22 protein-coding genes are annotated in these 13,387 nt (G+C 61.1%); 12 read left to right on the top strand and 10 right to left on the bottom strand.

Features of this window, described 5'->3' with window-relative positions:
- Window positions 1-134: 134 nt before the first annotated feature.
- Window positions 135-557, bottom strand: coding sequence for an Arc family DNA-binding protein (locus tag AT700_RS29845; protein WP_078801571.1), 423 nt, complete (start codon window positions 555-557; stop codon window positions 135-137).
- Between the two features lie 101 nt (window positions 558-658).
- Here AT700_RS29845 and AT700_RS21985 point away from each other — a divergent pair, with 101 nt between their 5' ends.
- The 12 genes from AT700_RS21985 to AT700_RS21930 all read left to right on the top strand — a co-directional run bounded on the left by AT700_RS21985 (window position 659) and on the right by AT700_RS21930 (window position 10,117).
- A complete protein-coding gene (locus tag AT700_RS21985; protein WP_003159564.1) occupies window positions 659-874 on the top strand; it encodes a hypothetical protein in 216 nt (71 codons plus the stop codon).
- A gap of 1 nt (window position 875) precedes the next feature.
- Window positions 876-1,088: a hypothetical protein gene (locus tag AT700_RS21980; protein ID WP_021264265.1), complete on the top strand. Its 213-nt coding sequence runs from the start codon at window positions 876-878 to the stop codon at window positions 1,086-1,088.
- A 3-nt stretch (window positions 1,089-1,091) separates the two neighbouring features.
- Window positions 1,092-1,382 carry a lysogeny maintenance protein PflM gene (gene pflM, locus AT700_RS29840; RefSeq protein WP_079455004.1) on the top strand — a complete coding sequence of 97 codons (291 nt, stop codon included), beginning with the start codon at window positions 1,092-1,094 and terminating at the stop codon, window positions 1,380-1,382.
- A gap of 516 nt (window positions 1,383-1,898) precedes the next feature.
- On the top strand, window positions 1,899-2,333 hold the full coding sequence (locus AT700_RS21975) for a hypothetical protein (RefSeq protein WP_003140508.1): 435 nt from the start codon (window positions 1,899-1,901) through the stop codon (window positions 2,331-2,333).
- A gap of 120 nt (window positions 2,334-2,453) precedes the next feature.
- Entirely contained in the window at window positions 2,454-2,705 is a 252-nt protein-coding gene (locus tag AT700_RS21965) for a hypothetical protein (RefSeq protein WP_003124954.1), read from the top strand.
- Window positions 2,706-2,718: 13 nt separating this feature from the next.
- A complete protein-coding gene (locus tag AT700_RS21960; protein ID WP_048521521.1) occupies window positions 2,719-2,937 on the top strand; it encodes a hypothetical protein in 219 nt (72 codons plus the stop codon).
- A gap of 127 nt (window positions 2,938-3,064) precedes the next feature.
- Window positions 3,065-4,201, top strand: a complete 1,137-nt coding sequence (locus AT700_RS30490; RefSeq protein ID WP_235438624.1) for a hypothetical protein — start codon at window positions 3,065-3,067, stop codon at window positions 4,199-4,201.
- Between the two features lie 9 nt (window positions 4,202-4,210).
- Window positions 4,211-4,561 carry a DUF2523 family protein gene (locus AT700_RS21950; RefSeq protein ID WP_003159569.1) on the top strand — a complete coding sequence of 117 codons (351 nt, stop codon included), beginning with the start codon at window positions 4,211-4,213 and terminating at the stop codon, window positions 4,559-4,561.
- A 1-nt stretch (window position 4,562) separates the two neighbouring features.
- Complete coding sequence (locus AT700_RS21945; RefSeq protein WP_048521508.1) at window positions 4,563-5,825, top strand: zonular occludens toxin domain-containing protein; 1,263 nt, start codon at window positions 4,563-4,565, stop codon at window positions 5,823-5,825.
- A 258-nt stretch (window positions 5,826-6,083) separates the two neighbouring features.
- On the top strand, window positions 6,084-7,376 hold the full coding sequence (locus AT700_RS21940) for a hypothetical protein (RefSeq protein WP_023088869.1): 1,293 nt from the start codon (window positions 6,084-6,086) through the stop codon (window positions 7,374-7,376).
- A complete protein-coding gene (locus tag AT700_RS21935) occupies window positions 7,376-8,365 on the top strand; it encodes a tyrosine-type recombinase/integrase (RefSeq protein WP_034068863.1) in 990 nt (329 codons plus the stop codon). The genes AT700_RS21940 and AT700_RS21935 overlap by 1 nt, the downstream gene beginning before the upstream one ends.
- Before the next feature lie 549 nt (window positions 8,366-8,914).
- A complete protein-coding gene (locus AT700_RS21930; protein ID WP_023115037.1) occupies window positions 8,915-10,117 on the top strand; it encodes a tyrosine-type recombinase/integrase in 1,203 nt (400 codons plus the stop codon).
- Window positions 10,118-10,123: 6 nt separating this feature from the next.
- Here AT700_RS21930 and AT700_RS29830 read toward each other — a convergent pair whose 3' ends face one another.
- The 9 genes from AT700_RS29830 to AT700_RS21900 form a co-directional block, all read right to left on the bottom strand.
- Window positions 10,124-10,327: a helix-turn-helix transcriptional regulator gene (locus AT700_RS29830; RefSeq protein WP_003098423.1), complete on the bottom strand. Its 204-nt coding sequence runs from the start codon at window positions 10,325-10,327 to the stop codon at window positions 10,124-10,126.
- Window positions 10,320-10,523: a hypothetical protein gene (locus AT700_RS21925; RefSeq protein WP_048521503.1), complete on the bottom strand. Its 204-nt coding sequence runs from the start codon at window positions 10,521-10,523 to the stop codon at window positions 10,320-10,322. Before AT700_RS21925 ends, AT700_RS29830 begins: the two co-directional genes overlap by 8 nt.
- A complete protein-coding gene (locus tag AT700_RS21920; protein ID WP_023127213.1) occupies window positions 10,516-10,758 on the bottom strand; it encodes a hypothetical protein in 243 nt (80 codons plus the stop codon). The genes AT700_RS21925 and AT700_RS21920 overlap by 8 nt, the downstream gene beginning before the upstream one ends.
- A complete protein-coding gene (locus tag AT700_RS21915) occupies window positions 10,746-11,603 on the bottom strand; it encodes a DNA adenine methylase (protein WP_023127212.1) in 858 nt (285 codons plus the stop codon). Before AT700_RS21915 ends, AT700_RS21920 begins: the two co-directional genes overlap by 13 nt.
- Window positions 11,600-12,226: a hypothetical protein gene (locus tag AT700_RS21910; RefSeq protein WP_034018193.1), complete on the bottom strand. Its 627-nt coding sequence runs from the start codon at window positions 12,224-12,226 to the stop codon at window positions 11,600-11,602. Before AT700_RS21910 ends, AT700_RS21915 begins: the two co-directional genes overlap by 4 nt.
- Window positions 12,223-12,399 carry a hypothetical protein gene (locus AT700_RS30330; RefSeq protein ID WP_166737200.1) on the bottom strand — a complete coding sequence of 59 codons (177 nt, stop codon included), beginning with the start codon at window positions 12,397-12,399 and terminating at the stop codon, window positions 12,223-12,225. Before AT700_RS30330 ends, AT700_RS21910 begins: the two co-directional genes overlap by 4 nt.
- Window positions 12,400-12,500: 101 nt before the next feature.
- A complete protein-coding gene (locus AT700_RS30325; protein ID WP_016852055.1) occupies window positions 12,501-12,677 on the bottom strand; it encodes a hypothetical protein in 177 nt (58 codons plus the stop codon).
- Entirely contained in the window at window positions 12,674-13,114 is a 441-nt protein-coding gene (locus AT700_RS21905) for a hypothetical protein (RefSeq protein ID WP_033985154.1), read from the bottom strand. The genes AT700_RS30325 and AT700_RS21905 overlap by 4 nt, the downstream gene beginning before the upstream one ends.
- A gap of 59 nt (window positions 13,115-13,173) precedes the next feature.
- Window positions 13,174-13,380, bottom strand: coding sequence for a TraR/DksA family transcriptional regulator (locus AT700_RS21900; protein WP_023127425.1), 207 nt, complete (start codon window positions 13,378-13,380; stop codon window positions 13,174-13,176).
- Between the last annotated feature and the right edge of the window lie 7 nt (window positions 13,381-13,387).

Below are 13,387 nucleotides of genomic sequence, written 5' to 3'. Positions count from 1 at the left end.
TATACCAGTTCTTCGCCAATAGATCTCACTGAGTGATATTTTAGACTTGCAATAACAGCCGTTGTGGGAATCCATTCTGTTGAATTACCTTGCATCTTAAGAGTTTGAGTTTGTCTCAGGCTCGGAGAGTATAATTAGAATTCAATTGCAAGCGTTGTAATATCATCAAGCTTGGCATTGTAGCCGGCCTTCTTTAACTCTTCGATGACAGGGTTTATTAGATTGTCAAGATCTTCGTCGGAGATGCCAACTTCAAGGGATAGATCGGTTAGATTTGCATAAGCTTCAGTATGGCCGAGGCTTACTGCTCTTTGTATTGCCATAATGACTCGTTTACGAATCTCACTTGGTATTACCGTTCTTGCCATGAGGGCAAGTTCTTTTGCGCGCTTGGCGGGAATTAAGGTTTCTTGGGTTGATGAGTTTAAGAAGCTCGACTCAATTCGAGCGACTAATTCTGCGTTGATTGAGCGGCCAGCTGCTTTCGCTGCTTGCTCTGCTTGGAGGCGTAGCTCTGGGGGCATACGCAATTTGAATTGTGGGTCTTCTCTGCTCATGACGTGATCATGGACCACGGTGGTCTTGACAGCAATGGGACCACCGTGATCCCATTGCTTCAAAGGGACCACCGTGATCCCTTTTGAGCTTGGAGTACGACATGGATTTGGAAGAGCTGAACCCCGGCGCCCTGATCGGGCCGCAACAGGATGTGGAATCCATCGAACGGTGGGCGGAGCGCAACGGCATTAGCTACGGCACCGCCCGCGCCTGGGTTTACCGGGGTGTGCTGCCGTCCGTGAAGCTGGGGAAGCTGCGCATGGTGAATAGCGCGTTGTTGCGTACCTGGCTGCTGGAACAGGAATGGAGTGCCTGATATGCGTTACCTCGTAGAGATTTGCACCTTCCACGGCCCGACCCGGCAACGTCGCTGGCATCGCGTCCATCAGGGCATTTCCCGCGTGGAATGCCAACGCTGGGTCGAAGAGTTGGTGGCTGTCTTCCCGACTGAAGAAGAAGCTCGCCGCTCCTTCGGCCTGACCCGCGAACGCGCCCGCCAGGTTTACCGCATCCGTGGGGTGAGGGCATGAACCATGACCGCCAGTCCCTACTACCTGCGCCAAACCCACGCCCCGGACTGCGCCTGCTCTGTGTGCTGGTCCGCAAGGCAGGCCATCCCATTGCACAACCCGTCGCCGTGTCCGGACTGCCGGCCCCCTGGGCTGCCCTATCTCGAAGGTGGCCGCTGGCTCTGCCGTCCCCGTTCCTTCTGCGTGAAACACGACCCGTCCCGGCGTCCGCCGAAGTACTGGCACGTTGTGTACGACAGCGGGAAGCCCACGCCCTTTGTGCCCGTGCGCGAAGCATTCCAACTGGAGGGCTGACCCATGCTCGCTGACACCCTGAAAGCGCTGCTCCTGCTCTGCCTGATCCAGGCCGCTCGCACCGTGGTCGATCCGGTCAAGGGCCGCGCTCCCGGCTCGTCGGAACCGCCTCACCGTTCCGGCGAACGGAAGCACGGGCGGAGCGCACCCTTGAACGCCTCCCCCCTGAAACAGCCTCCGCTGGGGAGTGTGGGGGCAGCTTCTCCGCCCCGCGCTCCCGAGCCCTCGGCGGCAAGAGCGGGATGACAAGGGCAGAGCCCTTGGTGTTGCTCTGCGGGTTCCAAGGGGGAGCGTTCCCCTTGGCCGTTGGAGACGACGTTGCGATAGGGGTCGTTACCCGAATGGGCCGAGACGAACACCCGTGGTTGGCTTGGTTCGCTAGCGAATAGAGCCCGGCCCGAAGGGATCGCCCGACAAATCACTTTCACCCAACACCGCTGAATGAAGGCGAAACAGCCGAATTTGCAGCAGCGGGACAACTCACGCCGAAAAAGGCGAATTGAAGGAGAAACACCGATGAACATGTTTGCAACCCAAGGCGGCGTCGTCGAACTGTGGGTCACCAAGACCGACACCTACACCTCGACCAAGACCGGGGAAATCTACGCCTCGGTCCAGTCCATCGCTCCGATCCCGGAAGGTGCCCGTGGCAACGCCAAGGGCTTCGAGATCAGCGAATACAACATCGAGCCGACGCTGCTGGACGCCATCGTCTTCGAAGGCCAGCCGGTGCTCTGCAAGTTCGCCAGCGTGGTCCGCCCGACCCAAGACCGTTTCGGTCGGATCACCAATACCCAGGTCCTTGTGGATCTGCTGGCCGTGGGCGGCAAGCCGATGGCGCCGACCGCCCAAGCCCCGGCCCGCCCGCAAGCACAGGCCCAAGCCCCGCGCCCGGCCCAGCAGCCGCAGGGCCAGGACAAACAAGACAAGTCTCCGGACGCCAAGGCGTAAGCCCTAGGAGGCCGCGATGCTCCGTTATCTCTCGCTGTTCGCGGTAGGTCTGGCTACCGGCTACGCCTGGGGCTGGATCGACGGCCTAGCGGCCTCCCTGGCTGTTTGAGGACTGCACGAATGGAAGGCTCTGTATCGGTTCAAGTGTGCAAGACCTGGGTCCAGAACGCGGACGGCACGGTTGGCTGTACGCACCTTGAGTGGATACAGACCTACCTGCTGCCGCCTGAGGCAGAGGGCTATTTGACTCTGCTGATGGGTGGTTTCGACCCGTCGGCCTTCCGCCTCGGCTTCGCCGGGACCATCGGGCTGTTCGCCGTTGGTTTGGGGGCTGGCTTGATCATTTCCGCCATGCGCAAAGCGCGCAATTAATGAGGTTCCAATCATGGAAAAAATGAAAGCCCTGTTCCGCAACGCTTCCATCGCCACCGCCGGCCTGGCCGTGGCCAACGTCTCCTTCGCCGAATCGCTGCTCGACGAAACCACCAAGGGGGTTCTGGCGCAAGCCAGCACTGATGGCGGGTCCGTGGCCAAGTTGGTGATCGCCGCCGTGGCGGTGCTGGTCGGCCTCGCCCTGGTCATCGGCGCGATGCGCAAGGCCTGACGTGATCTGGTCCCTGATGCTGGGCGCATTCATGGCGTCCGCGCTGCTGACGGGATTGAAAATCGGCCAGTATCAGTGACAGGAGGAGGGGCCGAAAGGCCCCTTTTTTATGCCTCGGTTCATATTGTTGATTATCACGTTGTTATTTGGTTCGGCAGCTCATGCCGAATATTATTACTGGTACATGGGTTATTTTAATAAGAAAGTTTCATCCCCTACGGCTGGCTGTGATCTTTATTTCAGCAGTTTTTCCAAGGACCCTGGTCGGGTTTTTGTTATGGAACCTTCGTCAAATCCAAGTGAGGCGGGCAAGGTTTTCTATTGTGTGGTTCGTTCTGGTGATTGGATTCTTTTTAATACGGATGTTTATTTGAAAGGTGATAGGTGTCCTGAGGGAACTGAGCTTGATCTCAGTGCCGGCGAATGCCGGGAGAATAAGTGCAAGATTCTGGCTGGCTCGCTCTATGAAAAAGGCGGCCACCAAGCACCGATTTCCCGCTTCATCAATTACCTCGGTTGTGAGATCGCCGTCAGTTCGATTGATGGTTGTATCGGCCCCGCTGAGGGCGAAGCGGGTGGAACCTTCTGCCGGGTCATCGGCTCGTTCACCGGTAACTGGTTCACCTCCAAGGGCTCCTGTGCTTTCGGCTGCGACGTGGGCCCGGGCGACGGTCCGCCTCCGGGGGGAGACGGCGGCACCGGGGGCGACGGTGGCAGCAACCCGCCCGGCGGCGACGGTGGAAGCGATGGCGGCACCAAGCCCGGTAACGGCGGTGGCGATGACGGCTCCAGTGGTGGCGGCGGCGGTGGGGGCGGTGGCGGTAACAACCCCTGTCAGGGCCATGTTGGCAGTGACTGCGGCACCACGCCCGGCGGTGACGGCAGTAGCGGCGGCGATGGCGACGGGTCCGGCTCCAGCGGCGGGACCGGTGGCGATGGCGGCGACGGCTCCGGCGGGGGAGGCCTGAAAGAGCCGAAGCAAGGCTCCTTCGACAAGACCATCAAGGAATACGACGACGCCATCGTCAAGGCGCAAAAGGACTTCCAGGAACTGCAAGGCAAGTTCGAAAGCGTCCTCGCTTCCAAGTTCGATATTCACCTGGGCACCGGCGGCGGCTCCCTACCGTGTTGGGACTTTACCGCCCTCGGCCAGCGCTACGACGTCTGCCTCACCCAGTACGCCCAAGAACTCTCCGTCATCCGCTACGTGGTGCTGTTCATCGCCGCGATCCTGGCCGGATGGATCGTTTTCTATCGCTCCTGAGGAAACGCCATGGACATTCCCTTTCTCTCCGACATTCTCGCCTGGATGCAATCCCTCTGGGACTTCCTCTACAGCGGCGTCTATGACTTCGTCACCGACGCCTTTGTCCTGCTGACCAAGATGGCCATCAAGGGCTGGTTCGAGATGCAATTGTTCGTCGCGGAAATCGGCTACAAGGCGTTCCGCGAAGTCGTCGGCGGCATCGGTATCGGCTCGACCATCACGTCCTATTACTCGTCCCTGGACGGCGACCTGCGCTCGCTGCTGGCGTTCTTCGGCCTGCCGGACGCGGTGAACATGATCTTCGCCGCCATCGGCACGCGCTTCTCCATGTCCTTCATCCCCTTCATAGGTAAGTGACATGGCGATCAAGATTCATCACGGCCCGAACGGCTCCTACAAGACCTCCGGCGCGATCCAAGATGACCTGATCCCCGCGATCAAGAAAGGCCGCGTCATCATCACCAACGTGCGCGGCCTGACCCGCGAACGGATCTTCCAAGTGATGCCGGAGACGCCCTCCAGCTGCGACGTCATCAACCTCGACCTCGAGGACCTGGAAGACATGGAAAAGATGCGCACTTGGTTCATGTGGGCGCCGCGTGGCGCGTTCATCATTTTCGACGAAACCCAACTGATCTTTCTGAAGTCCTGGCGCGAAGCCGACCTCAAGCGCTTCGACTTCCCGGACGGCCCGGAAGCGGCCAAGGCAGCCGGGCGGCCCATGGGCTGGCTGGATGCCTGGACCCGGCACCGGCATTTCAACTGGGACATCATCCTCACCACGCCGAACATCGCCTATATCCGCGACGACATCCGCATGACGGCGGAAAAGGCCTATCTGCACTCCAACCTCGCCGTCATCGGCATTCGGGGCCGCTACAAGGAAAGCCAGCACTCGGCGCAGGACAACAAACCGCCGGCCCGCGACGTGATCGTCGAGATCAAGAAAATCCGCCAGGAGACCTTCGCCCTCTATGAATCGACAGCCACCGGCTCCGTCACCGACACCATCGCCGGCAAGAGCCTTTTTAGACAACCTAAGATTCTTCTATTCATGGCAATTCCGGCCCTTGCTATTGGGTCTGTGGTTTATGACGGCGGACCTCGTCTGCTCATGGGCGACCCTGTATTGCCGCCTGCTGCTGGAACTGCTGCGCCTGCTCAAGCCGGTCCTGCTGTGGGTGCTGCGCGTGCTACTGGTGCGGCTGATCCTGATGCTGCTGATGATGTACCTGGGCACCCAGGCGTTCCGGGCGCTGCTCCTGTAGGGCATCCCTTCGCCGGCCGCGACTTCATCGTCAAGGCGACCCTGCTGTCCGCCTCCGGGCGCCGCACCTATCTGTTCGCCGTCCGGGGCCAGGACGGCAGCGAATTCACTCTCACCGATCGCGACCTGACCGACACCGGCTATGCCGTGGTGCCGCGGGGCAACTGCGCTGCGGAACTGAGCTTCAAGGGCGGTTGGTCCGGCTATGCCGCCTGCGCCGGGCGTAGTGCCTTGGGCAATGCGCCGCCGGCTCAGGCCGCCGCGCCGAGCGTGCCGCCCGCCGCCGCGAACAGCGCCGCCGTGCGGGTGACGGTGGTTCCTGACACCAGCCGCTTGCCGCGCTCGATCAACTGAGGGGGAGCCGATGAACTGGACAAGCTATTTCGCCGCCCTGGGGCTGGCGTTCCTGGCCTATCTGGCGGGCTTCTTCTTCGCGGTGGCGGTGACGCCGACGGGGCCGGTATGGCCGCTGTAGCCGGCCTGGCCGGGGCGCGCGCGAACGGCTCGTCTCGGAGTGAGCAAGCGCCACGGCGGGGCCGGCTGACGCCCCTGTAACACGTCAGATAAGCCACCTATTGCGGTTTCAATTCGTACCAATTTGGATCGTTAAAGATGAAGAAAATCAGCCATCAAATTCGCGTCAGTATCGAGTCGGACGGTCAGGTCTTGGAAAGCCCGAAAGGGCGGTTGTTCTTCGACGACACCACGGCTCAATTCACCGACCTGTCAGGCGTGCGCATTCTGCGGTGCGGCGTGGATACGGTGCGGCAGTTGTACAACGGCAAACTCCGGCCGGAAGTCATGGCGCTGTTTGACCTCTCGGTGGATGTGGTCGAGTTCGCCGGCTACGAGTGGTCCAAGGGCCGCATCGGTCGCGACTCCGGCTATCAGTACCGCCTGCAGAACGCCGAAATGGGCCTGATCCTGCTGATCAAGAATCACAACATCAAGGTCGATACCCTCGGCTCGCACCTCAAGATCGAAGTGTCGCCCCATGCCCTCGACGGTGCCGACCCGCATATCCTCCAGGGCGTGCTGGATGACTTGGCCGCTGCCGTGCTGAGCCACTGCGAAACCAACCAAGCCGCAGTGCATATCGCGCTGGATGTGCAGGGCTGGAAACCGCCTCGTGATCTGGTGGACCGCATGCATTGCCGCTCGCGTCGGGTACGGCAAATCAGCGGGATCGAGCGGATCGAGTTCGACGGTAACGCCTCGGTCTACGGGCGTGGCGAGACGTACATGTTCGGCTCGGCCAACGGCCTGCAACTGTCGATCTATAACAAGACCCTCCAGGCTCGGGCCACCGACAAGCTCGACTATTGGGAAAGCGTGTGGGCGACCCTGAATGGGGATCCGTTCGGCGATGGCGACCCGGCCTATAACCCCCTGGAAACGGTCTGGCGGCTCGAATTCCGCTTCCATCACTCCATCGTCCAGCAGTTCTCCGAAGGCTCGCGCATGGCTTCGGGAGAGGTCATCGGCTGCCGCACCTATGAGGGGCTTTGCCCGCACCTGCAAGGACTGTGGAACTACGCCTGCGAAAGCTTCAAGCTGCTGAGCCGGACGGCGGTCTACGATCCGTTCTGGAGCCTGATCAGCCAGGACGCCCGCGTCCAGGTCGAGTGCGATCCGCTGATCGAGCGCACCGAGTATCGGCGCTATTACAAGACCGCCAAGGGCTTTAGCGGGCGTAACTGCGAGATGTTTCTCGGCCAGTTCGTGAGCCTGATCGCGCGGGAGCGTGTCCCGGCAAAAAAGGCTATTGAGTCCGCCCGTAAACTGGAGTTCTGGCACGTTATCGAAGACCACTATCTCGCCAAGGGTTGGACTCGTCGCGATCTGGAAAGGCATATCCACAAGCTGATGTGTGATCGGTATCTGCGGCGGGGGTATGCCGTCTAATGTCGATCACCAAGCTCCCCGATGGCCGTTGGTTCGTCGATGTAGAACCGATCAAGGGCAAGCGCTTTCGCAAGCGGTTCAAAACCAAGATGGAGGCGCAGCAATTCGAGGCCACCGCGCGTCAGAAGTGTGCGGAAAACCCCTGCTGGACGCTCAGGCCGAAGGACCGTCGGCGTCTCTCGGAGTTGGTCGAACTCTGGTATGAACTGCACGGCCAGACCCTCAGCAACGGGCATCGTTGCGTGGCGATTCTGAGGTTGGTGGCAAAGGACCTGGGCGACCCGGTCGCTGTCTCCCTGGAGCCTGCGAAAGTGGCTCGGTTGCGTAGCCGGCAGATAGCCAATGGCATGTCGGGCAAGACCGCGAATAACCGTCTTGGCTACCTCAAGTCCATGTACAACGAATTGCGTCAACTCGGCGTCATTGACTATGAGAATCCGGTAGGGCGCATGCGGCCGCTCAAGCTTCAGGAAAGACCGCTGTCGTACCTGACCAAGCATCAGGTGTCCGAACTGCTTACGGCCCTGGATGCGCGCACCACGTCGCCACATCCGAAGATGGTCGCTCGTATCTGCCTCGCGACAGGGGCTCGATGGGGTGAGGCTCAGGCGCTGACGCCGGAACGTCTGAAAGGTAATACGGTGATCTTCGCCAACACCAAGTCCAAGCGTGTGCGCTCGGTGCCGATCTCGGAACAACTGGCCGCCGACATTCGCCGGCATTGGCAGACCCACGGGCCGTTCACGAACTGCCTTGGCGTGTTCCGCCTAGTGCTGCTGTCGACCTCGATCAAGCTGCCGAAGGGGCAGGCCAGCCACGTACTGCGCCACACGTTCGCCAGTCACTTCATCATGAACGGGGGGCACATCGTGACCCTACAGCACATCCTGGGGCACGCCTCGTTATCAATGACGATGCGATATGCGCATTTGTCGCAGGATCATTTATCGGAAGCGGTGCGACTTAACCCTCTTCTCGCATTTTTCTAGCGTGTTTTCTATTTAGCTGATCACATGCTGTATACGCGTCTTGTCGGTTGCTGAATGGCTCCCCGCTTTCTTTCGTGAAGGTGTCATAAACAACCCACTGGGGTACGCCAGTGCAAGATGGGTTACCTCTTGGCTTTGGTTGTCCTAATGTCTTGCCTTGCACCGTAGATGCTGAACGTTTTTCTTTGACCTCGTAACGATCATTCATATGCATCAATCCTTGTTTTGCTTCGGGGGCGCTAGCAAATATGTTTCGACATTTTTTCGACACGTTTTCGACTCCTAAAAAGCAAAACCCCCAAAAACGCAATGTTTTCAGGGGCTTAGCTATGGAGTCTGGAGCGGGCGAAGGGAATCGAACCCTCGTCATGAGCTTGGGAAGCATTGAGGCGCACTGTCCACGGCTGTCTGAGTTCATGCACAATTGTGCGTCGAGGCCTTCTATCCCGGGGCCTCTGGGTAGGTGGTTCGTCCTAGGTTGTCCCAGGAAGAACCACCTTGCTCCGTGCAAACGGCCCCCAGAAAGGGCCCCTAATTAAGGACAGCCCCGTGCTCACCGAGAGACAGATCCGCGCACTCAAGCCAGCCGAGAAGGAATACACCGTCAGCGACGGGCGCAGCGCGCGGGGCGAGGGTGTCTTGATGCTTCGGGTGCGGCCCAATGGTACGAAGGAGTTCTACTTCCAGCGCCGGAAGAACGGGCGGAAGCTGAAGACCAAGCTGGGCACCTGGCCGACGATGGCGCTCACGGAAGCGCGGGACCGGTGCCGCGAGGAGAAGGAGATACAGGTTGAGGCTGGCACCTTCAAGGAGTTGATGGCCGCCTATGTCGCCAAGCTGAAGCAGGAAGGGGCGGCGAGTGCCGAGCACGTCGAGTGGTCCTTCAAACACTACGTTTCCGAGCCGTTCCCAACCCTGGTGGAGCGCCCGGCGGTGTTGATCGGGCCGGCCGATATCCGTGACATCCTGGCCAAGATGATTGCCGGCGGCGTCACGACAATGACGAACCGGGTGCGCTCTCGCCTTCATTCGGCGTTCCAGAGTGCCCTGCAGCAGGACTACAACCCCCGCACCTATCTGGAGCAGGAAAATCGCTTCGGCCTGACCAGCAACCCGGTGGCTAGCATCCCTGTACAGGAAGACTGGGAGCAGCCCGGGGATCGGGCACTCACGGAGAAGGAGTTGCAAGCGCTCTGGCATCTGCTGCCGGAGAAGCTGTCCCTCACGACTTCCGAGTTGCTCAAGTTCTTGATCGCCAGCGGTGGTCAACGACCGGAGCAACTGCTCCGGTCTGATCGGACGATGTATCAGCGGGACCATGTGATGATCCGCAACGGGAAGGGCGGTGAAGGTGAGCGGGCGATGCATGTGGTGCCCTACAACAAGCTGATGCGGGCGAGCCTGAAGGAAATGGACTGCATCAGCGAGAAGAGCGCGTATCCGTTCCAGGGCAAGGAGGAGGGGAAATCACTGAACCCCCAGTCTCTGTCCAGGGCGGTGACGAAGCTATACGGCCGGCATCACAAGTCGTTCAACGGCCCGTTCACACTTCGGGACATCCGTCGGACCTGCAAGACGCTGATGGCGAAAGCCGGGCTCACCAAGGAGCTGCGGGACAGAATCCAGGGCCACGCCTTCAACGATGTGTCATCCAAGCACTACGACCGCTACGACTACTTCCAAGAGAAGAAGCGCGGGCTCGATCGCTGGGCCGCCTGGCTCGAAAAGAACGTTATCGACACCAAGAAGTAGGGCCGCTCACGCGGCCCTTGTTGGCGTCCATCCCATCGGGTTTTCCAGCCAGCGGTTGATATCGGATTGTCTCCAGCCTACTCGCCCAGGTGTGATCTGTACCGGACTGGGGAAGCGCTTGGCCTTCACCTCCCGCCAGAGTGTCGAGCGCGCCAGGCTGGTGGCTTCCAGTACCTCGGCTTCCCGCATGAATCTGTCCAGTTCAGCCATCTTCACCACCTATCCACTCTGTCCGTGCCAGCCACTGACGGCGCATTTCCGCTATCAACTGCTCGACGGCGCTTTCCCCCCGCCGCTTGAGGGTTTCGCTCAGCTCGGCGACTTTCTCCGGCGTGGTGATGCCACGCCGGAGCCAGTACCGGGCCTCACATGCCAGCATGTGCTGGCGGTTGGCCTGATCAGACAAGGATCACCTCCTTGCGATCGGCCCTGGCCAGCATTGCCACCGCGTTGCGGACTGCGCGCCAATCGCTCGGCGTGCTGCTGGTGTGGATAACTGGCCGCTCTGCCTTGGTGAAGCGCAGATGCCCGCCGTTGGTCAGTCCAACCCTCCAACCGTTGGCCAGGGCGTACTGAAGCAATGGCTGCAGGCTTTTCGAGCGGCCGCAGCGGCGGCCACTTTGGAGTATCAGCATGCGCATGCGTTGCCCTCCTTGAAAATGTCGAACTGAGCCAGTCCCTGGTAAGCGCTAGGGTTGAGCCATAAACACTCGACGCGCTGGCGTGCACCGTCGGCATGCGCTGCGCGCTCGATGCAGTGCCAGTCCTGGAACAGATCGTCATATAGGGGGCATGGATAGCCAGAGACAATGACCATGCCATCCAACCGATGCAGTGCGACCGCAAGGTCCCGGTGCTGCTCGTCGCTGAGCTCGTAGCGATAGCTCTTCCCGGTGTCGTTGTGCCGGACCTTGGGGCTGCGAGTTGAATGCACGTAGGGCGGATCGACATAGTGCAGAGTGGTCGGCCGGTCGTGGTGTGCCATCACTTCCATAGCGTCGCGATTCTCGATCACTACGCCCTGGAGGCGGTCAATGATCGCGGACAGTGCGTCCGGGTAGTTGCGCCAGTCCATCGCCGGGGATGTTCCCGAACGGGAGGACGATGAGCGAAACCCCGTGCGTTCGCCGCTCGCCGCTGCGCTACCGAACCCTTGAAATGAGCGCACGATCATCCGGCGTGCGCGCTCCAGCGTGTCTGCTGTTTCGTCGTAGCTGATGTCGAACTCGCCTCGAGCGAACGGAGTAAGTGCCAGGGCCTGGCGCAGCTCCTCGCCGCGGTCGCGCGCGACACGGAACAGGTTCACCACGTCCCCGTCCAAGTCGTTGTAGACCTCGGCGTAGGCGCGGGGCTTGCGAATCAGGACGGATCCACCGCCACCGAATGGCTCGACGTATGTCTTGTGCTCGGCCATGTGGCTGATGATCCACGGGGCTAGTTTCCACTTGCCGCCGTGATAACGAAGTAGTGGGCGATAGGCGGTCATGGCGCATTCCTTGTCCCACAGTTGGGGCAGTCGTCGAAGCGCTGGCGCTCGTTGAGAAAACGGCCGCAGCCTTCGCAGTTGAGCAGGTTGCTGTAGCTGCGATAGCGCGGGCGCTGGAGCTTGGGCAGCTTGAGGCCGACCGAGCGCAGCGCCTGCTTGTGGTCGAGCAGCATGGCGCGGACTACCAGGCGGGAGTGCTCCGCGATGTAGCCGCATGGCCACAGCTCGAAGCCCTGGGCCAGGAACACAGCGGCATCAGCCGCCCCCGGGTGGATGGCGTCGTCCAGGTTGGCGGTTGGGCCTTGGGCGCCGCGCCATACCAGGTCGTTTCCGTCCCACTCGCGTGCGTACGCCACATACATGCGGCCGTCCTCGTTGCGGTAGGCCTCGGCTTCTGACTTGGTGAGGTACTGGCAGTCGACCCCGACCTCTGCCCGGGCGCGGACATAGTCCACGGGCCAGGGCAGATCGCTGTCGCGGTTTTCGTACTGCTTTACGGCGCGTTCGCGGGCGAACGTCTCGGCGTCGTCGAGGTTCGTGGTGTAGCCGCCGCCGGCGCGCCAGAACGTTGCTCGGCTCCCGACGTTGCTGCGGCTGTCCTGCAGGTAGAAAAGGTCGCTCATGGACGTTTCCCCCTTGAGTCTGCTTCCTTGGGAGCGGAGAAGGAGGAGGCCGGCTGCGAAGCAGCTTGCGCGCCGCTCTTCAACATGAAGAACAAAGCCAGGACAGCCAGAATCGCCAGCGAGAAGTTCAGCAAGCTGCGCGGGTTGTCCAGCATCTTCAGTAATTCGTGCATGCCGTTCACCTCAGCGACTTTCAGCGGGTTGTGAAACGCTCAGCGCCACCGCCACGCCGCCGCCCAGGCCGCAGCAGAAGTGGAAGTGGTAGAGGGTGCGCTTAAGCATGGGTGCTACCCCCGGACAGGTCGCCGGCGTTGCCGTACTTCTCGGCGCCGCATTCGCAGCGGTAGAACCCGCGCTTGGTGATGCGGCCGAAACGGCCGCTCAGGTGGCTGGTGACGACGTTGCGGACGAATGTCCAGCTGTGGCGCTTGCCAAGGGTGCAGGGCTTCATACGTCACCGCCTTGCACGACAGGGGCAGCCTGCAGCAGCAGGGCATGCATGTACTCAATCGCCTGGATGGCGTCTTCGTGGGAGCCGTTGAACACTTCGCGGGCCGTTTGTGCTGCACGGTTAACCGACGCCGGCCAATCTTCTGGCTGTTCGTCCGCCTCCCAGCCCAACCTGCTGCGACGCTCCATCAGATCCAGCGCCTTACGCGCCTTGGTGCTCAGCTCCGGGGTGATGCCGCAATCACCATCGGCCACGTAGTTGACGAACTCCAGCAGGGCGTCGCCGGCTGCCAGTTCATGGCCGCGTGCCCAGCTGACCACCTCTCCGCCGTCTACTTCCCTCGGGACGTCTTTGCCGGTGGCGCCGCGGATGACGATGGTGTCATAGCGTGGTGTGCTAGCCTTGGCGCTGCCGCCTTGAGGCTGATTCGCTTGCATGGTGTCTCTCCTTTGGGGTGGTCGGCGCCAGGGAGTTGCCGCTCCCTGGCGCCTCTTCTTCAGCGCCGCGCGGGGTGCTCGCGCAGTTCCTGACAGCTGATGCAGCACTCGCAGCCTGGGGCGGCCTGGCGGCGGGCCTCGGGTATCTGCTCGCCGCAGTCCTCGCACCAGAGGGCGCTGGGCGCCAGGCGGGTGTTCGTCCGCTGGGCCAGGGCGGCCTGGATCATGTTCTCGGCCCGTTCGTTGGCCTGGTCGATCACATCCACAGTCAGT

The organism is Pseudomonas aeruginosa (assembly GCF_001457615.1).
In the GTDB taxonomy this organism is placed as follows: domain Bacteria; phylum Pseudomonadota; class Gammaproteobacteria; order Pseudomonadales; family Pseudomonadaceae; genus Pseudomonas; species Pseudomonas aeruginosa.
Note: the sequence above shows the minus strand (reverse complement) of the source record. Positions and strands in the feature narration are given on the sequence as shown.